Annotated in this window: 20 protein-coding genes; 10 read left to right on the plus strand and 10 right to left on the minus strand. The window is 60.3% G+C overall.

The annotated features are described in order from the left end of the window. Positions 1 to 2 precede the first annotated feature (2 nt). Positions 3 to 962, minus strand: a complete 960-nt coding sequence (locus DXY16_RS10515; protein ID WP_115121180.1) for a phosphate/phosphite/phosphonate ABC transporter substrate-binding protein — start codon at positions 960 to 962, stop codon at positions 3 to 5. Positions 963 to 1,044: 82 nt separating this feature from the next. On the opposite strand from DXY16_RS10515, the gene DXY16_RS10520 reads away from it, so the two are divergent. Further along, entirely contained in the window at positions 1,045 to 2,529 is a 1,485-nt protein-coding gene (locus tag DXY16_RS10520; RefSeq protein ID WP_115121181.1) for a YdiU family protein, read from the plus strand. On the opposite strand, the gene DXY16_RS10525 is transcribed toward DXY16_RS10520, so the two are convergent. After that, on the minus strand, positions 2,469 to 2,987 hold the full coding sequence (locus tag DXY16_RS10525; protein WP_115121182.1) for a DUF2062 domain-containing protein: 519 nt from the start codon (positions 2,985 to 2,987) through the stop codon (positions 2,469 to 2,471). The genes DXY16_RS10520 and DXY16_RS10525 overlap by 61 nt on opposite strands. A gap of 103 nt (positions 2,988 to 3,090) precedes the next feature. On the opposite strand from DXY16_RS10525, the gene mnmE reads away from it, so the two are divergent. Further along, the gene (gene mnmE / locus DXY16_RS10530) at positions 3,091 to 4,485 is read left to right on the plus strand and encodes a tRNA uridine-5-carboxymethylaminomethyl(34) synthesis GTPase MnmE (protein WP_115121183.1); all 1,395 of its coding nucleotides are present in this window, start codon (positions 3,091 to 3,093) and stop codon (positions 4,483 to 4,485) included. Here the strand turns inward: mnmE and DXY16_RS10535 are convergent. Continuing rightward, positions 4,418 to 6,031, minus strand: coding sequence for an NCS2 family permease (locus tag DXY16_RS10535; RefSeq protein WP_115121184.1), 1,614 nt, complete (start codon positions 6,029 to 6,031; stop codon positions 4,418 to 4,420). The genes mnmE and DXY16_RS10535 overlap by 68 nt on opposite strands. Positions 6,032 to 6,062: 31 nt before the next feature. On the opposite strand from DXY16_RS10535, the gene nadC reads away from it, so the two are divergent. The 3 genes from nadC to argS all read left to right on the plus strand — a co-directional run bounded on the left by nadC (position 6,063) and on the right by argS (position 9,575). Beyond that, entirely contained in the window at positions 6,063 to 6,974 is a 912-nt protein-coding gene (gene nadC / locus DXY16_RS10540) for a carboxylating nicotinate-nucleotide diphosphorylase (protein ID WP_115121185.1), read from the plus strand. Positions 6,975 to 7,048: 74 nt separating this feature from the next. Next, positions 7,049 to 7,738: a response regulator transcription factor gene (locus tag DXY16_RS10545; protein ID WP_115121186.1), complete on the plus strand. Its 690-nt coding sequence runs from the start codon at positions 7,049 to 7,051 to the stop codon at positions 7,736 to 7,738. Between the two features lie 49 nt (positions 7,739 to 7,787). After that, positions 7,788 to 9,575, plus strand: a complete 1,788-nt coding sequence (gene argS / locus DXY16_RS10550; protein ID WP_115121187.1) for an arginine--tRNA ligase — start codon at positions 7,788 to 7,790, stop codon at positions 9,573 to 9,575. Positions 9,576 to 9,593: 18 nt separating this feature from the next. Here argS and DXY16_RS10555 read toward each other — a convergent pair whose 3' ends face one another. After that, a complete protein-coding gene (locus DXY16_RS10555; RefSeq protein WP_115121188.1) occupies positions 9,594 to 11,297 on the minus strand; it encodes a protein adenylyltransferase SelO family protein in 1,704 nt (567 codons plus the stop codon). Positions 11,298 to 11,424: 127 nt separating this feature from the next. On the opposite strand from DXY16_RS10555, the gene DXY16_RS10560 reads away from it, so the two are divergent. From DXY16_RS10560 to DXY16_RS10580, 5 genes are read left to right on the plus strand one after another with little or no spacing between them, the layout of a single operon-like run. Further along, positions 11,425 to 12,546 (plus strand): histidinol-phosphate transaminase, encoded by a 1,122-nt coding sequence (locus DXY16_RS10560; RefSeq protein ID WP_115121189.1) that lies wholly within the window; start codon positions 11,425 to 11,427, stop codon positions 12,544 to 12,546. Positions 12,547 to 12,604: 58 nt separating this feature from the next. After that, the gene (locus DXY16_RS10565) at positions 12,605 to 13,537 is read left to right on the plus strand and encodes a DUF3365 domain-containing protein (protein ID WP_115121190.1); all 933 of its coding nucleotides are present in this window, start codon (positions 12,605 to 12,607) and stop codon (positions 13,535 to 13,537) included. 5 nt (positions 13,538 to 13,542) lie between these two features. Beyond that, positions 13,543 to 14,454, plus strand: a complete 912-nt coding sequence (locus DXY16_RS10570) for a phosphate/phosphite/phosphonate ABC transporter substrate-binding protein (protein ID WP_115121191.1) — start codon at positions 13,543 to 13,545, stop codon at positions 14,452 to 14,454. Continuing rightward, a complete protein-coding gene (locus tag DXY16_RS10575; protein WP_115121192.1) occupies positions 14,454 to 16,610 on the plus strand; it encodes a protein kinase in 2,157 nt (718 codons plus the stop codon). The genes DXY16_RS10570 and DXY16_RS10575 overlap by 1 nt, the downstream gene beginning before the upstream one ends. Positions 16,611 to 16,627: 17 nt before the next feature. Beyond that, entirely contained in the window at positions 16,628 to 17,626 is a 999-nt protein-coding gene (locus DXY16_RS10580; protein ID WP_115121257.1) for an asparaginase, read from the plus strand. A gap of 25 nt (positions 17,627 to 17,651) precedes the next feature. On the opposite strand, the gene DXY16_RS10585 is transcribed toward DXY16_RS10580, so the two are convergent. The 6 genes from DXY16_RS10585 to prfB form a co-directional block, all read right to left on the minus strand. Beyond that, positions 17,652 to 18,347 carry an MBL fold metallo-hydrolase gene (locus tag DXY16_RS10585; protein WP_244281661.1) on the minus strand — a complete coding sequence of 232 codons (696 nt, stop codon included), beginning with the start codon at positions 18,345 to 18,347 and terminating at the stop codon, positions 17,652 to 17,654. A 68-nt stretch (positions 18,348 to 18,415) separates the two neighbouring features. Beyond that, positions 18,416 to 19,024 carry an aminodeoxychorismate/anthranilate synthase component II gene (locus DXY16_RS10590; protein WP_115121194.1) on the minus strand — a complete coding sequence of 203 codons (609 nt, stop codon included), beginning with the start codon at positions 19,022 to 19,024 and terminating at the stop codon, positions 18,416 to 18,418. Between the two features lie 8 nt (positions 19,025 to 19,032). After that, positions 19,033 to 19,470: a diacylglycerol kinase family protein gene (locus DXY16_RS10595; RefSeq protein ID WP_244281662.1), complete on the minus strand. Its 438-nt coding sequence runs from the start codon at positions 19,468 to 19,470 to the stop codon at positions 19,033 to 19,035. Positions 19,471 to 19,495: 25 nt separating this feature from the next. Next, complete coding sequence (gene ybeY / locus DXY16_RS10600) at positions 19,496 to 20,089, minus strand: rRNA maturation RNase YbeY (RefSeq protein WP_115121196.1); 594 nt, start codon at positions 20,087 to 20,089, stop codon at positions 19,496 to 19,498. Next, positions 20,089 to 20,253, minus strand: coding sequence for a DUF3285 domain-containing protein (locus DXY16_RS10605; protein ID WP_115121197.1), 165 nt, complete (start codon positions 20,251 to 20,253; stop codon positions 20,089 to 20,091). The genes ybeY and DXY16_RS10605 overlap by 1 nt, the downstream gene beginning before the upstream one ends. Positions 20,254 to 20,256: 3 nt before the next feature. Continuing rightward, positions 20,257 to 21,385, minus strand: a protein-coding gene (gene prfB, locus DXY16_RS10610; RefSeq protein WP_115121258.1) for a peptide chain release factor 2 whose coding sequence is annotated in 2 segments (ribosomal slippage) — positions 20,257 to 21,309 and positions 21,311 to 21,385 — 1,128 coding nt in all. Because the reading frame shifts where the segments join, the coding sequence is not laid out codon by codon here. Between the last annotated feature and the right edge of the window lie 15 nt (positions 21,386 to 21,400).

Raw genomic sequence — 21,400 nt, forward strand, 5'->3', positions numbered from 1 at the left:
GCTCACAGGTTCTGACATGTGGGGAATCCACCGGTAGAGGCATGCACATCTGCCACCTTCTGCAGTGTCTGTTTGGGGAAGGATGGATTGGGCTTCTCAAAGCCCTGATACCCCCATGTTGCGAGAACGCGTTGGTGCTCTGGCCGCTCTGGATTGAGGGCCAGTAGTGCTGTGGCCACTTTCTTCAGCTGCTCATGTTTCAGGCTCTGAGCAGGGTGAACCGCCGTGACAACAAAGTCATTACGGCTGAGTTCGCTCTGCCAAACAACGCTGACCTTGTCTCGGACCTCAGGGGCAATGGCCTGGAGCGGATCGCCGCTGAGGCTGGGAATGAAGGCCAGGTCAATGCTGCCATCGGCGACCAGTAAGGGCAAATGGTTGGTATTGGGTTCGTGGAAACATTCGCTGATGCTGAGAAACGGCACTTCCTGCTGATGCAGATGCAACAGCGGCTGTAAAAAGGTCGAGCCTGAAGCGCGGCTGCCGAAGCCGACGCTCTGGTTTTGGACGATGGAGAGAGGTGATCTCCCATCACCCCGCTCTTGGATGTTCTCGAGACTGGCGCTGTTGGCAATCAGGATGCTGCGAAACGAGCGCTTCTGAATGACAAGGGGCGTCACCTTGGGGTTGTTGTGCAGGAGTTTGAAGCCGCCGTATAGACCAATGGTGATCAGGTCAACGTCACCATCGCGGAGCATTTGATGGCTGTGTTCATAGTTAATTGCAGGAACGTAATCAATGCGTAGTCCTGTGGCTTTCTCCAGGTAGGGAATGACGATTGCCATTCGTTGGTTGATCACTTCTTGGCTTTGGTAAGGCTCTTCGGCAAGGCGTAGATCTGGCGGTGAAGACGTAGGGACACTTTTGTTGTTGTTCTCTTTGCAGCTCGTGATCAGTAGCCCCATGCAGATGCTGGCGACCAGAGTGAGTTGTCTTGACACCTGAATCATGGTGGAGCCCATTACAGCAGCCTAGGAATTCAGTGCCCACCGAACAGTTGTTGATGGGGTGATCGCTACGATTCTGCGACGAAGCTTTGGCTCCATGGGGTTCAATGGACTGCTATCGCTGCCCTTTGAAGCTTCTATTGAGTCCCTGGGTGAGGCGTTCTGGGATCCAGTTCAGGCGGCTGATTTTCCACAGACGCGCCTGCGATTTCGCAACGATGCCCTCCTGCAGCAACTTGGAGTGGCTCCCGAGACCATTTCCGATCACGATTTCGAGCAAGCTTTTGGAGGGTTCCAGTGTCGTCAGCCGCTGCTGGCCCTCCGTTATCACGGTTATCAGTTCGGCACCTACAACCCCCAATTGGGGGATGGACGAGGCTTCCTTTATGGCCAGCTGCGAGACATCCATGGCGATCTTCAGGATCTCGGGACCAAGGGCAGTGGCACCACTCCTTGGAGCCGTGGTGGCGATGGACGTCTCACCTTGAAGGGAGGCGTGCGAGAGGTCATCGCCTCTGAAGCACTGCATCGCCTGGGCGTGACCACCAGCAGAACACTCTCGCTCATTGAAACTGGCGAAGAACTTTGGCGTGGTGACGAACCATCGCCTACGCGTAGTGCGGTGATGGTGCGTATGGCCCGTACCCATCTTCGCTTCGGCACCTGTGAGCGCCTCCTTTACTTGCGGGATCGCAAGGGTCTGGAGCGTTTGCTTCGCCATGTGGTTGCGGTGTATTACCCCATGCTTTCTGCAACCTGGCCGGCAGCTGCCGGTGATCAGGCAGCACTGGAAAGGCAGTTGTTGGCCTTCTATGGCGAGTTGGTGCAGCGGGTGGCGCGATTGGCGGCTGAATGGATGGCGGCCGGCTTTGTTCACGGTGTGCTCAACACCGACAACATGTCGCTTGTCGGTGAAAGTTTTGACTACGGACCCTTCGCTTTTCTGGAGGCCTGGGATCCCGGCTTTACGGCAGCCTATTTCGATCAGACTGGGCTCTATGCCTACGGTCGCCAGCCGGCGATCTGCCATCACAACTTGCGACTGCTTCAGGATCCATTGGCAATGCTGTTGCCTCGGGAGCGGATGGAGCAGGCTCTCGACGGCTTTAAGCAGGTCTATCAAACGCATTACAGGCATTGCCTGCTGCGGCGCTTAGGTCTTGATTCGGATCTGCTCTGTCAGACAGCGCATGCCGATCAGTCTTTGGATTTGGTCGCTGCCACCCTCGATCTGCTGGCGTCTTGGCCGGTGGGCTATGGCGATTTATTCACGGGTTTGCAAGCGTGGGTTCACCGCCATGGGTTGCCACAAGAACCGGATGGTTTGGGCCCGTTTGTTCCGGGAGTCGAGGCACCGCCACGCCAGGTCTGGCTGGCCTGGCGTGATGCCTGGTGGCATGCCCTTCAGGTTGAGCTCAAGCTCAAAGACCGATCCCGTTCTGTGTTGGAGCGGCTCGATCGATTCAACCTGGCGCGTACGCCAAGTCGTTCTCTGATCGAAACCCTTTGGGAGGAGATTGATCAGCGGGATGACTGGGAGCCCTTGTTCGCCTGGCTCGCGGAGGTGCGCCTCGCCACTTGAGCACCATGCGGTCGGGAGGGCTTCAGGCGGAACAGCCACCAAGCGAGGGATCCGAGCGACAGCGCGAAGATGAGACCAACGATGCTCGATCCGAGCAGAAGACGGCTGGTGAAGCTCCAGCTCTGATGCCAGAGCGTGGATTTGTTGATGCCGGTGAGTGTGGCTGTGGCTGCTCTGCCCATCAGCGCATCTCCCACGCGGTAGTTGAACCAGTAGAGCGGCAGGTAGGTGAACGGATTGCTGATCCAGGTGCCGGCAGCGGCCAGCAGGTGGTTGCCCCGAACCACGCTGGCCAGGCCAATGCCAAGCAGGGTTTGCAGTCCAAAGAAGGGGAAGCAACCGCAGAAGACACCAGCGGCCAAACCCCGGGCGCGCTGACCAGGACTGCCTTCCTGTTCCCAGAGCCACCGAAGCCAGCGGCGACAGCGTTTGATCAGGCTGTGCTGCCACCGGACCATGGGCTACGGGCGCTTCGGGGGCGAATGACAGACGGCGGAGATCGTAGGAAGGAGCTCTCTTCGGCGTCGCCATGCTCGGCCTCGCATTGCCTCTGATGTTGTGATGTCTTCATCTGCGAGCGGAGTCCCTGTCCTGCCGGACACGATCGCGGCGGTGGCCACAGCTGTTGCGCCTGGTCAGGGAGGTATCGCCGTGATTCGTCTGTCTGGACCCATGGCCCAGCGGGTGGTGCGGACGATCACTGTCTTCCCCGGCAGTCAGGAATGGCTGAGCCACCGGGTGCTGTATGGCCACGTGGTGGCGGCCGACGGCCATGAGCGGCTCGATGAAGTGCTCGTGCTTGTGATGCTCGCTCCCCGTAGTTTCACTGCCGAAGATGTGGTGGAAATTCATTGTCATGGCGGTGTGATCGCCGTTCAGCGGGTCATGGCAAGGGTTCTGGAACAGCCCGGTGTCAGAAGGGCCCTACCGGGTGAATTCAGCCAGCGTGCGGTTCTGAACGGACGTTTGGATCTCACGCGTGCTGAGGCAATCACCGACCTGGTGTCAGCCCGAAGCCAGCGTGCGGCTCAGTTGGCAATGGCGGGTCTCGATGGGGGGATTCAGCGCCGGGTCGTTGCGCTGCGAGAGCGGTTGCTTGATCAGCTCAGTGAGTTGGAGGCCCGTGTTGATTTCGAAGATGATCTCCCTCCGCTTGATGGTCGGGCCCTGCTCGAAGAGCTGCAGGAGGTGCGCGCCACCCTCTTGGAGCTGGTGGCCGACGGTGCGCGGGGAGCCGCTTTGCGCACGGGTCTGCGCGTGGCCTTGGTGGGGCGTCCCAATGTCGGCAAGAGCTCTTTGTTGAACCGCCTCAGCCGCCGTGAGCGGGCGATTGTCGCCGATCTGCCCGGTACCACGCGTGATTTGCTCGAGAGTGAGATTGTGCTGGAGGGTGTGCCGATCACTCTCCTCGACACCGCTGGGATCCGAGCCACCACGGATGAAGTGGAGCAGTTGGGGATTGCCCGCAGCCATGACGCCCTGGCCAGTGCCGATTTGGTGCTGCTTCTGTTTGATCTTGCAGCAGGCTGGACGGTGGAAGATCAGGCCCTGTATGAACAGATTCCTGGTGCAGTGCCCCGTCTTCTGGTTGGCAACAAGCTGGATTTGACCAACAGCGCCGCTGAGGGTGCACCGTCGTCGCCTGCGTTGGATGTGCGCCTTAGTGCCCAAACCGGAGACGGCGAACCGGCTTTGGTGCAGGCCCTACTCGCCCAGTGCGGATCCCTCAGTGAGCAGCCGCTCCTGATCGCGCTCAATCAGCGTCAGTCCGATCTGGCGGCTCGTGCGGCGGAGGCCTTGCAGCGCAGCGAAGAGGTGGCGGCCCAAGGCCTCCCTTGGGATTTCTGGACGATTGATCTGCGCCAGGCGATTCAAAGCCTTGGCGAAATCACCGGGGAGGAGCTGACCGAGGCTGTGTTGGATCGGATTTTTTCGCGGTTCTGCATAGGAAAGTGATCACGGTGACTGCCGCATAAGCCAGCGCCCAGGGTTGACCGGTGCCCCAGCCCAGTTCCAGCGTTGTGTCGCTGCTGGTGAACTGCCAGGCATGAATCACGCCGAACCAGGCCAGTACAGCCGTGATGCCACTGCACACACTTGCTGCGAGGAAGCGTTGCTCAATGGCGTAGACAAGCCATGCAGCGAGCAACATCGCTGTGATGATCTGGCCCTGCTCTAGAGCAAAGAGGCCATCGGCCCACACGTCCATCGAGCTCAGTCTTGGCAGAATTGCCTCGTTGAAGGGTTGATCACCACTGCCCAGGCCTCCTGTGCGAAGCCCCGCCTTGAGGAGCTGGGCCCCCCACCCGGCCAGCCCTGGCAGTAGGCCAAGAACCACTGCCGGTGTATGGCGCCCCTGTGTGGCTTCAAACGCCTGGGCGGTCATGGCCACCCCGAGGTACAGCACGATCGCCATGCCGGCGTCGATCGGAATCAGCAGTGCCAACAGGCCGAATAGGCCCAACAGGCAGGCCCCGGCCATGACGAGTCCGTTCAGCCACGAATAGGCCGAGCGAGCTCCCAGCGTTTTGAATCCCGGATGGCCGATGTAGAGCGTGGTGGGGAAGCAGGAGCCCAGGCCGGCTGCCACGAGCGTGCCGATGCCATCAATCAGTAGACATGGGTGCGTGGGGTAGGCATCACCGGCGGCTTCAGCACTTTCCAGGTTCTGCAGCGACCCCACCACGTTGAACAGGCCCATGGGCAGGATGACGCCCAGCCAGGGGAGAAGTTCGTTTCGGTTCTCCCAGAGCGCCCTTAATTGAAGGGCTGGGATGTGGAAACCAACCGCTGCCATCGACTCGGACCAGGCTGCAGTTGTCGGCGCGGTTAAGCCACTCCCCCAGGCGAGCACGATGCCGACCAGTAGCGCCATCAAACCGGTGGGCAAGGGCCATCGCACCCTTGCGACGTAACCCAGCAAGATGATGGCCAGTGTGCTCAGGCCCACCAGGGGGTGAGCGAAGGTGCGCAGCAGGAAGCCCAGGGCGATGTAGCCGAGCGCGATTCCTGCCAGGGTGGAGAGCAAGGCGGCTCGCGGAAGCCATCGCCTGAGCCGATCGGCGCAGGTGGCCCCAGCGGTTTCGATCAGGCCTGAGCCGAGACAGGCCACCATTCCGGCATGCCATGACTGGCTGACTGCCTCTGCTTCCGAGAGTCCTCCGTTGAGAGCTCCCAGCTTCACCGGCAACATCACCAGGAAGACATAGGCAAACAGGCTGACGGTGTTGATGCCGTAGGGCAGTGCTGTGCAGTCATTCCGACCTTCTCGTCCTGCTAGTTGGTGGGCCATGCGGGCATAGGCCACGTTTCCCACGAGGATGCTCAGGCCTGCGGCCGGGAGGATTTGCCCGAAAATCAGGCCATCGGGAAACCCCAGAACTGTGCGACAGAGTCCGACGATCAGGAGGATCTGAATCAGGTTGTTCAGCCCGAGGGCCAGCAGGCCATCCAGGTCGCCCGGCTGCCAGGGCCATCGACCAGTGGGTGTCGTTCCTTTCATGGCTGCTTTGAGCCGCAGATCATCATGAGAGATGTTCTCGCAATCCCTGGTTTTGGCTCGAGCGGATCTCACCATCACGCCCCGGTTGCGCCGACAGCTGGGTGATTGGCTCCAGGAGGATCTCGGCCGCGGCGATCTCACTACCCCAGCGCTCCAGGGTCGCCAGGGTCAAGCGCACTGGGTCGCGAAGGCCGATGGCGTCTTCTGCGGTGGTGTCCTCGTGGAACCGTTGCTGCGTGAGCTCCAGCCTCCGAATGGTGGATGCAATCTTCACGTGCTCGTGGCCGATGGGGCGCTGGTGAAGGCCGGTGATCGCTTGCTGGAGTTGGAGGGGCCAGCCCCGCTCCTGGTTGCCCTGGAGCGCACGGCCCTCAACCTGGCCATGCGACTCTCCGGGATCGCTTCGGCAACGGCAACTCTTGTGGCGATGCTTGAAGGCACAGGTGTTGCCCTCGCGGATACGCGCAAGACCACCCCAGGTCTGCGGGAGCTGGAGAAATATGCGGTGCGCTGTGGTGGTGGGATCAACCACCGCATGGGTTTGGATGATGCGGCGATGCTGAAGGAGAACCATCTGGCCTGGGCCGGCAGTGTGGAGGCTGCGATTGCCCTGGTGCGAGCCCAGGCCCCTTGGCCCGTTCGAGTGATCGTGGAGGCAGAAACATCAGATGAGGCTCATGCCGCTGTTGCGGCAGGTGCAGATGGTGTGTTGTTGGATGAGTTCACGCCGCAGGCACTGATCACCTTGGTGCCTCAGCTTCGACAGCAGGCTCTTGAACGATCGGCTGCTGGCTCGGTGCTACTGGAAGCCTCCGGGATCCAACCGTCTGATCTCGGTGCTTATGCCGCCACTGGGATTGATCTGATCTCCACTAGTGCTCCAGTCACCCGGAGCAGCTGGCTTGACCTGAGCATGCGCTTTCGAGGTCAGCCACTGGTCTGACCTGCTGCGTTGCCCCTGGAACGGTTGATGGAATCCCAGGTCGTTCCTAGCGTTTTTGCAGTTCCTTCGAGCTGATGCCTGGATCAACGCCGACGGTGTTTCTGGCCGACGATGAGGCCAACATCGTGATGTTGCTGGAGATGGAGCTCGAGGCAGAAGGTTTCACGGTGGTGACCGCCGCTGATGGCATTACGGCCATCAAGGCGTTGCGAGAGGCGCCGCCTGATTTAGCCCTGCTCGACTGGAACATGCCCGGGATGACCGGCTTGGATATCTGTCGGCGCTTGCGGGAGACCGGTGTGTTCCTGCCAGTGATCATGATCACGGCCCGCGATGAAATGGATGATCGCGTCGCCGCGCTCGATGCGGGTGCAGACGACTTCATCTCCAAACCCTTCAACGTGCGTGAAGTGCTGGCTCGCGTGAAGGCCTTGATGCGCCGCTCCAAGGGGTTTAGCTCTGACGTGCTTCAGGTGGGTGATCTAGTGCTGAATGGTGCTGAACGAACCAGCGCGATCCAAAGCCATCCCTTGGTGCTCACCGTTCGGGAGTTCGATCTGCTCGAGTGCTTCATGCGCCATCCCCGTCAGGCCCTCTCTCGCGCTCAGTTGATCCAGCATGTTTGGGGAGACGATTATTTCGGCGATGAAAATGTGGTGGATGTGTATGTGCGTTATCTGCGCAAGAAGCTGGAGGCCACCGGTGCAGAACGGGTAATCCAGACCGTGCGGGGTGTGGGCTTCGCCCTGCGCATGGAGGGTTAGCCCCTCGCCGGGGGATGATCGGGGGCTGACTCCGTCTCCGCTGCTCTCCATGCTGCGCATCGCCCAGGCCCTCGAAACCCAGTTGCGCGAAGCGATGCAGCAGGCCTTTCCGGACGCATGGGACGCGACTCAAGGTGTAGGGCTGGATCCCCAGCTGGCGCCTGCCAGTAAGCCGGAATTTGGTGACTTTCAGGCCAATGCTGCCCTGCCTTTGGCCAAGCCCCTAAAGCAGGCTCCGCGGCAGATCGCTAAGGCAATTGTGGAGCAGCTACAAAGCGATGCCGGCTTCACTGCTCTCTGCCTGGATCCACAGATCGCCGGCCCAGGCTTCATCAATCTCACGATCCGCCCCGAGCGGTTGGCGGCAGAGGTGGCGGCCCGCCTAGGGGATGACCGGCTCGGGGTCCCGTCGGTGGAGAACCCGACTCCGGTGGTGGTCGACTTCTCGAGCCCCAACATTGCCAAGGAGATGCACGTGGGCCATCTGCGCTCCACAATCATTGGCGACTCTCTGGCGCGTGTGCTGGAGTTCCGCGGCCATCCTGTGCTGCGCCTGAATCATGTGGGCGACTGGGGCACCCAGTTCGGCATGTTGATCACACACCTCAAGCAGGTGGCTCCCGAGGCGCTCGACACCGCCGATGCCATTGACCTCGGTGATCTGGTGGCTTTCTACCGGGAAGCGAAGAAGCGTTTTGATGATGACGAGGCTTTTCAGACCACATCCCGTGAAGAGGTGGTGAAGCTGCAGAGTGGCGATCCGCTCTCGCTCAAAGCCTGGGGCCTGCTCTGTGATCAGTCGCGGCGCGAATTCCAGAAGATCTACGACCGGCTCGACATCCGCCTCAGCGAACGGGGTGAGTCGTTCTATAACCCCTTCCTGCCGGCGGTGATCGAAGGGTTGAAGCAGGCCGAGCTCTTGGTCACTGATGACGGTGCCCAGTGCGTGTTTCTTGAAGGGGTCAGTGGCAAGGACGGCAAGCCGCTGCCCGTGATCGTGCAGAAGAGTGATGGCGGCTTCAACTACGCCACTACTGACCTGGCTGCGATCCGTTATCGGTTCGCGCCTGCGCCTGATGGTGATCAAGCTCGCCGGGTGATCTACGTGACTGATGCCGGTCAGGCGAATCACTTCACTGGGGTGTTCCAGGTGGCTGACCGTGCGGGTTGGATCCCTGATGGTGGGCGCCTCCAACATGTACCTTTCGGCTTGGTGCAGGGGGAAGACGGCAAGAAGCTCAAGACTCGCTCGGGTGACACGGTGCGCTTGCGCGATTTGCTGGATGAGGCGGTGGAGCGGGCCGATGCTGATCTTCGTGCTCGCCTGAAGGACGAGGAGCGCGCGGAATCAGAGGCGTTCATCAGTCATGTGGCCGGCACGGTGGGCTTGGCGGCGGTGAAGTACGCCGACCTGAGCCAGAACCGGATCACCAACTACCAGTTCTCCTTTGATCGGATGCTGGCCCTCCAGGGCAACACGGCTCCCTACCTTCTCTATGCGCTGGTGCGGATCGCCGGCATCGCTCGCAAGGGTGGTGATCTGGATGCCTCAACGGCTCAGCTGCAGTTCAGCGAACCTCAGGAATGGGCGCTGGTACGGGAGCTGCTCAAGTTCGATGCCGTGATCGCCGAGGTCGAGGAGGAGTTGCTCCCCAATCGTCTCTGCAGCTATCTGTTTGAGCTCAGCCAGGTGTTCAATCGTTTTTATGACCAGGTGCCGGTGCTCAAGGCCAATCCGGAGACCCTGCCTTCCCGTCTGGCCCTCTGCCGCCTCACCGCTGATACCCTCAAAGCCGGTCTCGGTCTGTTGGGCATCGGCAGCCTGGAACGGATGTGAGTCCACTCCAGACAGGTGTCAGGACGAGCAGCTGTAGTGGGAGATGCCCCCAGCGTTAAAGAACTCTCGAGGCTTGAGGCGACAATACTTTGCTTGTGTTGTCTCGACTTGGTCGCCATAGGGCGTGCTGAACACCTCCTGTAGCTCGTGGATCAGCTGGTTGTCTCCTTGCTCCGCTTGCTGATAAGCGGGTGCAATCAGCCATTCGCGCCAGGTGATGCTCGGGTTTGCCCGTTGCATCCGAGTGACTGCCTCAGAGGCATCGCCGTGAGCGGTGATCTGCTCCCGCCAGCGATCGAGCCAGTTCGTCCAGGCTCTCTTTAACTCTTCGGATGCGGGTAGATAGAAGCTGTCTTCCAGGGCAGCAAGGTGTTCTGGAAGGTGGGAGAGCCGCTGGAACACAAGGGTGTAATCCGCCCGCGATTGCGCCATCAAGGCCAGCAGCTCTCGGACCAATGCAGGGTTTGGCGTGCTCAGCCCAAGCTTGCTGGCCCACATGGCATCGAGGGCCTTCTCCATGACAGCGGCAAAGCTTGCATGGATCCGATCCAGGCGCTCCAGAGCATCTGAGTCACCATGAAGCAGCGGGCGGAGGGCTGTCCAGAACATCTGGAAATTCGCTTCGGCCGCGGCGGGTTGGTTGAAGAAGCTGAAATGCTCGCCTCCTCCTGTCCAGGGTTGAAAGCGGGGATCGAACAGTTCACAGAAGCCGAAGGGTCCGTAATCGAGGGTGAATCCGCCTGCGGCGCAGTTGTCGCTATTGAAGTTGCCTTGGCAGTAGCCAACGCGGATCCAGTTGGCGACCAAGGTCGTGAGACGATCCCGAAAGAGTTGCGCCAGCTCAACCACCTGATCGGTGAAGGGCAGGTTGGCGTCAATGTCAGAGCGGTAATTGCGTTCGATTAGATGGGCTGTGATTGTCTGCAGTTCCTCAAGCGCCTGTGGATGCGCTTCACTGCGGGCTCGGCGGGCGAACAGCTCTAGTTGTCCGACCCGCAGAAACGATGGCGCTACCCGGGTTGTGATCGCGGCGGCATTGGTCACCATGACGTCGGGGTCCAGTGACCTGGAGTGGTCTGCATACCAGGGGCGTCGCACGCTTTCAGCATGCGAGGCATAGAGCGTCAGTGAGCGTGAGGTGGGTACCCCGAGGGCATGCATGAACTCTTGGGCGAGAAATTCACGCACACTGGAGCGGAGCACTGCGCGGCCATCGGCCCCCCGGCAGTAGGGCGTGGGGCCGCCACCCTTGAGTTGCATCTCCCAGCGCTTCCCTGCGAAAACGCCTTCGAAGATCGACAGGGCCCGACCATCTCCGTAGCCGTTCCCAGTTCCAAAAGGGCACTGGCGAACGTATTCCGTGCCATAGATCGACAGGGCATATCCCGTTGCCCAGCCAACCTTGCGCATCGGTTGCTGGGCGACTGAGAGGTCGCCGGAGAAGAAGCGGCGAAAGTCATGATCGTGCGCCAAAGCGTCCTGGAGCCCAAGCTCTCGAAACAAGGGGCCGCTGTGGCTGACGTACTGCGGGTCGTGGAGTGGGGTGGGTGTCACGGGCACGTAATGGCCTGAGCGCACTTCACGGGCCTGGTGGTCGTTGCCGTCTTCCCTGCTTTCTGGGTCGGGCGTTAGGGCATGGATCAGCGAGTAATCAGCGTGTTGCGCCAGATCTTCAACGCTGGCGATCAGAGCTGCGGCCTTCTGGGAGGAGGTTTGGGTCATGGCTGCCGTTCACGACGTGATCGTGGCGGATCTAGTGATCACTGTGTTGCAGCCGTCGCCATCAAGGATGTGATGAATGGCTGATCGCCACCGACAATGGCAGTGATACGCCCTTTCTGGAGATGTGATGACGCAGCCACCCTCAGCGGATGGCGTGATCCGTGCTCGCAGTGATGTGGAGCGCCTCAAGGCTTACAGCGCTCCCCTGGAGGGAAGGCGGGGGATGCTGCGTCTCGATTTCAATGAAAACACGATTGGACCCAGTCCCAAAGTGGTGGAGGCACTTCGTGCGATCCCGGCCGAGCAGCTGGCGGTCTATCCCGAGTACGACGGCCTCAGGGAGGCGGTCGTGGCCAATTTGGCTGCGTTGCCAGCCGGTCTAGCTCATGATCTTGCCCCCGTTTGCGTCGGGGTGTTCAACGGAGTGGATGGGGCCATTCATGCTGTTTTGCAGGCCTATGGGGGGGCAGGTGACACCCTGCTCACCACCAGCCCCACGTTCGGGTACTACGCCCCATGCGCCGGCATGCAGGGGATGGCGATTGAGGCGGTGCCGCATCAGATGCCTGGATATGGCTTCCCGTACGAAGCGGTGATGGCTGCTCTGGCCCGATCCCCTCGGGTGTTGATGCTCTGCAATCCAAACAATCCCACAGGCACGCGCCTGGAGGCCGATCGGGTGCTCTCTCTTGCGGCTGCGGCGCCTAACACCCTCGTGGTTGTGGATGAGCTTTATGAGGCATTCACCGGCGACAGTGTGCTGCCCATCATCGATTTCAACGCAACGCCGAATCTGCTGGTGTTGCGTTCTTTGGCGAAAACTGCCGGCCTTGCTGGTCTCCGTATCGGCTTCGCCATCGGCCATGCCGAGGTCGTGGATCGTGTGTCTCGGGTTACCGGCCCTTACGACGTCAATAGCTTGGCGGTGACGGCTGCCTTTGCTGCGCTGGACGATCAAGCTTTTGTCGATGCCTACGTCGCAGAAGTGTTACGCGCCCGTGAGTTTGTCGTGTCTGAACTTGAGCGAGCTCAGGTGCGTTTCCACGTGGATGGAGGCAACTATCTACTGCTCTGGCCCTGCCGTCCTGCCTCTGCCGTTGAGGCCGAGCTGCGCGCTGCCGGCATCCTGGTGCGCTCGATGGTTGGTAAGCCCCAGATCGATGGATCACTCCGAGTGAGTCTTGGCAGCACTGAGCAGATGCAGCGCTTCTGGGAGACGTATCGGCTGATTGACGGTCTGCCGGAATGACCTGTGAAAACCTGGTTTGCCCACTAGTTTGTGAACAAAAGAGCTGTCGTTGGGGTTGATGTCACCGATCAAGCGGTTGTTCCCAGAGCCAGGGCAGCGTCCGTTGCGTCAGCAACTTGCGATCACGCTCACCGCCATCCTGACGCTGTCGATTCTGGTCGCCGTACTTCTACTGAATTTGCTGTTCGGCTGGCAGGCACGGGAGCTGATTGATCAGCGGGCTGCGTTTTTTATGGACGCAATGTTGTCGGTGCGCGCCTACACCAGCAAAAAAGTGAATCCAATTGTGGCGCCCCTCAATCAAGGCGCCGGACTGTTCCGGCCCGAGGCAGTGCCCAGTTTTTCGGCCCAGACGGTGGCGGGCTTGCTCAAGGACAATCCCGATTACCGCGAATATTCCTATCGAGAAGCGGCTCTTAATCCCACCAATCTGCGTGATAAGGCCGATTCGTTTGAAACTGGAATCATTGAGAAGTTTCGGCGCGATCCTTCTCTTAAGCGCCAGTCCGGCAGCAAGGCAACGCCATTAGGGGTGGTCCATTTCGTGGCCCAGCCGATCAAGGTCTCGAAAGAAAGCTGCCTCGTTTGCCATTCCACGCCTCAGAGAGCGCCTGCCAGTCAGCTCTTGGCTTATGGAGACAGCAGTGGCTTCGGCTGGAAGATGAATGAAATTGTTGGCACCCAGATCGTCACCGTGCCCCAAAAGGCAGTGTTTGCGGCGAAGGATCGCTCCCTGATCGCCACCGCAGGGCTGATGACGTTGGCTTTTGCAGGAGTGGGAATTATCACCAATTTGGTTCTGAATCAGTTGATCCTCAGACCGATGCGTGAGATCAGCCGCAAGGCTGAGGAGGCGAGTGTGATCCCTGCCACCGTGAATTTTGAGGAGAGGGAGCGTCGTGATGAGATTGGTCTGCTTGCGCGCAGCTTCGAGCGCATGAAGCAGAGCCTGGCGATCTCGATGCAGATGCTCAAGGATCGCAAGGGTTAGGGGGGATGAAGCGCTGGCTGTGGTTGTTGGCCTTGTTGCTCACCTCCGCCTGTGGCGGGGTGCCTCGTTCTGATGTCTCCCTCTGTGGCTCCGGTGGTCGGCTGAGGGTTGGCCTGGTCGGAGCTGAGGAGGGACAGCTCGAGTCAGCTGCTGGTGTTCTGGCTGATCGTGAACAGTTCCGCTTGCGCGAGTTGCTGACGGTGGCCAGCCGGTGTGAAGTGCAATTAGAGCCTGTCGTCAGTCCGGAGCAGGCCCGACTGCGCTTGAAGAACGGAGGTTGGGATCTGGCCTTTCTGCCTCCGGGACTGACGGCTTATGCGCTCGAGCAGAACGGAGGCTACGGGGTTGTGCGTCAGCTGGGTCGGCGAGGCAATTCCAAGTCACAGCTGCTGGTCAAAGCCAGCCGTGGTTTGACGAGTAGGGCTGATCTTCGCGGTCAGCGTCTCGGCTTGTTGCCGCGAGGGTCGTTGAGCGGTTTCTACTTGCCACTGTTCAACCTCCACGGCTTGCGGTTCTCGGAAGTGCATTACGCCCTTAGTTATGCCCGCCTGCGCGAGATGCTTCACGACGAGAAGGTTGATGTGATCGCCTGGGATGGGGCAATCCCCCACGGCATGGATGGCTTTGAGGTGCTCCATGAAGACTCTCATCTGATTCCCCTAGGGGCGCTAGCCCTTAGTCAGCCCCTGTTGCAGGCGGATCACCAACCGTTTCTGCGTCAATTGGATGAGAATGTCACTCAGCTACCGAGATCTCTGGGCTACGCCAGCGGAGTCCTCCCTGAGCCGTATGCACTGAAGGAACTGAGGGCGATTGTGGCCGCTGTTGAGGGTTGGTCTCTACCTCAGGGTGGTCAGGCCTACACCGTTTATGGAGCGAAGTCGGCAACCATCGCTGGTCAGGGAGGCAATCGCTGATGCCGGAACAAGCTCGTCATCTCCGCGCCATCGTCTTCAGTGATGTGGTCGATTCCTCTCTGAAGATCTTTGCCGATGAACTGATCGCGATTCAGCGCATCAAGGAAGATCTGTCATTAATTCGCGACGCGGTACAGAGCCATGGGGGACTGCTTGTGAAATCCCTCGGGGATGGCTTGTTGGTGACCTTCGATGGACCAACCCAGGCGCTCCAGTTCATTCAGTCGGCCGTGGAGGCTCTGAGTGCGCGCGGACGTCAGTCGCTTGCCCATCGCTTCGGGCTGCACACCGGTGAAATTTATGCCGATGGCGATGACATTCTTGGCCAGGGAGTGCATCTCGCCTCTCGGCTGCAGACCGTCAGCCCCGCGAATGGTGTGGCTTTCACCCGTTCCACCTATGAGCTGATCGACCCTCGCTTCCGTCAGCTGGCCTGGGGGATGGGTGATGTGGAGTTGAAGGGTCTGCCAGAGCGGATGGATCTTTACTGTCTCGGTCCCGAGGAGCTGCTGCGCTTTGGTCGCGTTCCTTTGGAGACGGGCTTGAACGTGGATGCGCTGCTGCAAGACACCCCTTATTCCGTCGTTCGCCCCCTGAGTCGCTCCAAGGAACGCAACACGCTGCTGCTCCAGGAGCGTCAGCGTGACCGTCAGGCCGTGCTCAAGCTGATTCCCGCCGATGCGGCCCTGGAAGAGGCGTTGCGGGTGGAGTCGGCGTGCCTCGATCGTCTGCGCCATCCTCGAATCCCCAGGGTGCTGGATGTCTATGCCCAGGGAGGAATCTTCTGTTTCATTCAGGAGCACATCGCTGGACCATCCCTGCATGGATCCCTCGACCTGTTGCGTCGCAAGCAGCGGCTAGCGGAGTTGTTGCGTCAGGTGCTGCAGGTGCTGGAGGTGGTGCATGCCGCAGGTCTGGTGCATGGCGACATTCATCCGGCCAACCTCATCCTTCCGGACAGTGATGGCGCTCCTTTTCTGGTGGACTTTTCGCTTTTAAGGGCGCGTACGGAAGCCAAGCGACAGCAGCCTGAGGGGGGTGAGCCAAGCTTGTCTGAGTTGGGTCGGCCTTATTTCACAGCCCCTGAACGGGCACGTTTTGGTCGGATTACGCCGGCTGCTGATCTCTATGCCCTCGGGGTGTCAGCTCTGCTGCTGTATTGCGGTGGAGAGCCGTCGACTCTGTACGACGAGACGTTGGCTTGCTGGAAGCTTGAAGGGCTCGATTTGGAGGTACAGCGTTGGCTTGCTCCCCTGCTTGAGGATCAGCCTGCCAGACGGTTGAAGCATGCCGCTGATGCCCTTCAGTTGCTGGATCAGCCATCGCCGGTGTTGGTGAGCCATACCGCTCCGCAGTCGCTGTTGCCGACCCGCTCAACGGTGGATGGGCCTCGGCAACCGGTCAGCAAAGTCGCTTTGCATGACCATCTGGTGGTGATTTATGGCCCGATGGTTGCGCTGCTGCTGGAGTCGACGCCCTCCACGATTGAAGCCCATCAGCTGCCCTCATTGCAGGAGCGATTGGTGGGTGCAGGACTCGCCCTGGCTGATGTGGAGGAGGCGATGCGCAAGGCCCAGTTGAAAATGCCTGATGTCCCTGTCGGGGGGGGGATCGAAACCATGGCTCCTCTGGAGCCGTCAGTGGTTGTGCCACAGGCTCAAGCTGCTGCACCTGAGGCAGGTTTACAGGTGGCGTTGCTTGCCCTGCTTCGAGATCGTGTCGGGCCGATTGCGGATTTCATCTGGACCACTGAGCTTTGCGAAGCGGCGCAGCATGATCCGGCCTTTCTCCGCACCCAACTGCAGAACTCCTCCGTGCCTGTTGCGGTGATCGACGAACTGCTGGCGAAGGCGGCAACCGTCTCCGCGCAATTGTCTGCCTCTGAGGGTGAAGCGTTATCAGTTCCTGCCCCGAATACAGCTCCCCTGCCTGTCTCAAGGGCTGAAGAGGAATCTGCAGCTCCTGCTGTGCTTGAAGATGAGCAGCTGCGTGCCCATCTCACCGAACTGATCGGTCCGATTGGCCTGACGGTGTTCGAGCAGGTGCGAGACGTCTCCAAAACCGATCAGCCTCGGGCCGTGTTGGAGGCCCTGCGTCGTTATGGCGTTGATGAGGCTTTATTGGATGAACTGGCGCTCCGCTTTGGCCTCACCTGATGACGCTGTTGGCGAAGATGCTCCCCTCTGTGTTGTTGCTGAGCACCGGTGGCACGATCGCTGGCCGCGGTGATGCCAGCACTCGCTTGAACAGCTATGCCGCTGGTGCTCTCAGCACTGAAGAGCTTCTAGCGGCAGTGCCTGAGCTGCATCAGTTGGCCAGCTTTCAAGTTGAGGCCATTGCCAACGTTGACAGTGCGGATTTGCAGTTTGGGCACTGGAATCAGTTGGTGTTGCGCATTCGCGCGGCCTTTGCGGCTGATCCGCATCTTGTGGGAGTGGTGATCACCCATGGCACCAATACCTTGGAGGAAACTGCCTGGCTGCTGGATCTGTTGATCGACGATCCGCGGCCAGTGGTGTTGGTGGGGGCGATGCGTCCAGCGACGGCTTTGAGCGCTGATGGCCCTCTCAACCTCTTTCAGGCTGTGCAGGTGGCGGTCAGCTTGAAGGCCAGGGGGCTGGGGGTGCTGGTGGTGATGGATGGCGAGATTCACAGTGCCCGTGTTGTCAGCAAGGTGGCGACGCAGGGAGTGGGTGCGTTTGCAAGCCCTGGTGCTGGCCCTCTGGGTTGGTTGGATGATGCCGGTGTCCATCTGCCTTCGGCGAGAACCCAGCGGGAGATACCTTTTGCGGGACTGCAGCTGCCGGAACTGTGGCCGGAGGTGGCGATCCTTCATGGTTGCGTCAATCCACCTGCTGCCTTGATCCAAGCCCTTCTCATGGCAGGGGTGGAGGGGCTGGTGTTCACCGGGACCGGTGCTGGTCAGCTTTCTGCGTTGGAGCGCAGGGCCTTGGAGGCCTGGAGCGGTTCTCTGCCTTTGATGCTGCGCTCGAACCGCTGTGGTGCAGGGCCGGTGCATGGTCATGCTGATGACCATCAACTTGGGCTGTTGCCAGCCGGCACCCTCAATCCTCAGAAGGCGAGGGTGTTGCTGTTGCTCGCTTTGATCGCAGGTCTTGATCGCTCTGGATTGCAGCGACTGCTTCAGGCGACACCAATGACGGTGGGCTGACTGACACGGCTGCGGTTGGAGCCGATCAGCGCATCACGTCGATCACCGTGTTGTCACCCAGGCTGCTCGGAAGCGTGAGCGTGGTGCCCACGCGCTGCACTTTGATGCCGCCTAAGGAATCCAGAAATGGCTGAACGCCAGTCTGATCGCAACCGACGGGTGCTTCACCGCTCACGTATTGCACGGGAATCACACGGCGGGGGTTGAGGGCTTTCACGACCTCAGCAGCTTCCTTGCCGTTGTACACCTTGCCCCCGCCGCCCACGCCGATGATCAGTACATCAGGGCGCCCTAGTAGCACCTTGTCTTCGCCGCTGAGCTTGGCGGCGGTACCGCCGAGGTGGGCAAAGCTCAGTCCACCCTGCTGCCAACGCCACAGGGTGGACTGGCCGTAACGGCGTCCCCCGATGCGGTCATGAGGGGCAGAGAAGCCTTCCAGGTTCAGGCCGCCTATCCGGAAGGAACCAGGTCGGGAAAGGAAGGTGCCGTTGGCGATGCGGGCCCCTTCATCTGGGAGTTCGGAACTGGCCAGGATCACGTTCGCCGTGACCCGTGGTTCCGCAAGACCCTTGGCACAACCCACGGCTCGGAACGGGTTGATCAGTACCGACTGGCCACCACCATTGATCAGTAGGGCGCTGTGGCCATAGTTGGTGATGGTGACGCCACCGGCCTGGGCATGCAGGCTTCCCCCCAGGGTGATGGATGCACCGAGCAGCATCGCTGCGGATCGGACTGCCGTGGTCGGCTTGCGAGCGGGCATGGAGTGGATCCGACTGGGCTTGGAAACTAGCAGTGGTGTGCTCCCGACTCAGCTTGACGTAAGAAGTTGGCTAGCAGCTGGTGGCCGGCTTCGGTGAGCACGCTTTCAGGGTGGAATTGCACTCCCTGAAGGTGGGGATAGTCACGGTGTCGCAGACCCATCACCATGCCGTCCTCGAGCCAGGCGGTCACCTCCAGGCAGGAGGGGAGGCTGTCGCGCTCGGCCACAAGGCTGTGATATCTGGTGGCGGTGATGGGTTGGGGTAGTCCGGCAAACACCCCTTCCCCTTGATGCAGCACGGGTGAGGTCTTGCCATGCATGAGTTCAGGGGCACGCACCACACGACCGCCATAGACCTGGGCCAGGGCCTGATGGCCGAGACAGACCCCGAGGGTGGGGATGCTGGGAGACAGTTCGCGAAGCACGTCGAGGCACACGCCTGATTGGTCCGGGTCCCCCGGGCCTGGTGACAGGAGGATGGCCTCTGGATTGAGGCTGTGGATCTCGCCAATGCTGAGGGCGTCATTCCGCTCGACGCGCAGATCAGCAGCGACCGGGTGTTCGCTCGCCAGCTCACCGAGATACTGCACCAGGTTGAAGGTGAAGCTGTCGTAGTTGTCGATCACCAGAAGCATGGCTCTGATTATCCCTGAAGGCGCTCCACCAGTGGCGGCAGCAGCAGGAGCAGGGCGATCAGCATTGAGCTGATTGCAGCCACCAGTACAGCAGCGGCGGCACAATCCTTGGCGATCCGAGCAAGGGGGTGAAAGCGCCGTCCGATCGCCAGATCAACGACCGCTTCCATTGCGGTATTGAGAAGTTCCAACACAAGCACCGCCGCGATGGTGAGCACCAGAACAGCCATTTGCAGGGCCGGGAGTTGCAGCCCGATCCCAAGGCTGAACACCACGGCCCCAATCACAACGTGAATGCGAAAGTTTCGTTGGCTGATGAAGCTGTAGCCCAGTCCCTGAGCGGCATAGCGGAAGCTGGAAGGCAGGTCACCGGCAATGGTCCAGGCCCCGCGGTGGGCAGCATGACGGGCTGTGCGCCGAGCCTGGGTTGGACTGGTTTGGCTCAGATCCTCAGGCACGGTGGATGCGCTCTCAGGGTGCAGTAGTGAGTTCTGAAGTCGCGTCACTACTACCCTCCCTTTGGCCCAGAACCTTACCGCTCTTGCCAAGAAGTTGCTCCTGGCAGCGCAGCATCGCTGACAGCAGTGCCTCGTTGGGGTGATCCCAGCCGAGCAGGTGGAGAAAGCCGTGGCTGACGAGCCAGCGCAGTTCCCAAAGCAGATCATGCCCGTGGTCGCTGGCCTGTTTGCGGGCTGTCGGCACGGACACAATGATGTCCCCAAGCTCCAGGCATGGTGCCTCGATCAGCGGTGGTGCGTCGTCAAGGGCGGCAAACGAGAGCACATCAGTGGATTCCTGTTTGTTGCGCCAGCGGCCGTTGAGGTCGGCGATGGTCGCATCATCGGTGAGTTGTAGGCCCAGGCTGAATCCCCGTGCTTGTCGTACCGATGCAGGACAAGCGGGCGGCTGCAATGTTCTCATCGTCTGCAGCCAAGCAGTCAGCTCCTTGAGCCAGTCCTCTGAAGCGCTGAGGCGAGTGTGCTCTGTCTTGGAATCCGCGTCAGCGTGAAGGATCGATGGTGCTGGATCAAATGCGAGATCGAGCTCGAATGCAGGCCTGGTCATTAAGGAAGGCTGGGACGTCCGAGCCAGGCCACCAAAACAATGAAGGCGAGGAAACCCACGCCAGTGAGTCCAAAGTGCAACAGGCTTTTGCTGCCCTTGCGCACCATGTTGCGCATGGCCTGCTTGACGAAGCTGGGGGCGTTGTCGTTCACCGTTTCATTCATGCGTCAGCTCTCGTCTTCACGGCCTGGGCTGTCGACACCCTGGCGCAGCAGAGCCTGAATGAAGGGGTCGAGATCACCGTCCATGACCCCCTGCACATCGGTGGTCTCCTCCTGGGTTCTTAGATCCTTGACCATCTGATAGGGGTGAAATACATAATTGCGAATCTGATTACCCCAGGCTGCTTCAACAATGTCGCCGCGGATGTCGGCGATTTCGGCAGCTCGTTGTTCCTGGGCGATGACTAGCAGCTTGGCTTTGAGCAGAGCCATCGCCTTTTCCTTGTTTTGAAGCTGGGAACGCTCTTGCGTGCACCGCACGGCTAAGCCCGTGGGGATATGCAGGATGCGGACAGCGGTTTCCACCTTGTTCACGTTCTGGCCACCAGCACCACCGGATCGGCTGGTGGTGACTTCTAGATCCTTTTCTGGGATATCGATATCCACGTCTTCGTCCAGCATGGGCATCACCTCCACACCGGCGAAGCTGGTTTGACGCTTGTCGTTGGCGTTGAACGGTGAGATACGCACCAGCCGGTGGGTGCCTTTCTCGTTATGGAGATAGCCATAGGCGTAGCGGCCCTCGATTTCGATCGTGGCGCTCTTGATGCCTGCTTCTTCTCCTTCGGAGAGTTCGTCCACGCTCACCGACATCCCATGGTCTTCTGCCCAGCGCGTATACATGCGCAGGAGCATCTGGGCCCAGTCCTGGGCATCGGTGCCGCCGGCGCCCGCATTGATCGAGAGAACGGCTCCTTCCTTGTCGTATTCCCCACTCAGTAGCCTCTCCAGCTCCCAGCGATCCAGTTCGCTACGCAGTTTGGTCAGACCGGTCTGGGCCTCAGCGAGCATGTCGTCGTCGGGCTCCAACTCATAAAGCTCAAGGGTTGCCTCCGCATCGTCCACTGCACGACGCCATTGCAAGAGCTTTTCCAGTTGAGCTTTCACCTCATCGAGGCGGCGCATTTGCTTCTGGGCGTTTTGTTGGTCGTCCCAGAAACCCGGTTGGGCTGCGAGTTGTTCGAGGTCCTGCTGCCTGGCCTTCAGTGCAGGAACGTCAAAGACAGTCCTGGGCATGGCCCAGGCGGTCAGTGAGCTCGGAGAGGTCGCGCTTGAAGTCAGTGAGGTCGAGCAACGGTGAGGACTTTTC

Origin of the sequence: Synechococcus sp. UW105 (assembly GCF_900473935.1) — a bacterium.
In the GTDB taxonomy this organism is placed as follows: domain Bacteria; phylum Cyanobacteriota; class Cyanobacteriia; order PCC-6307; family Cyanobiaceae; genus Synechococcus_C.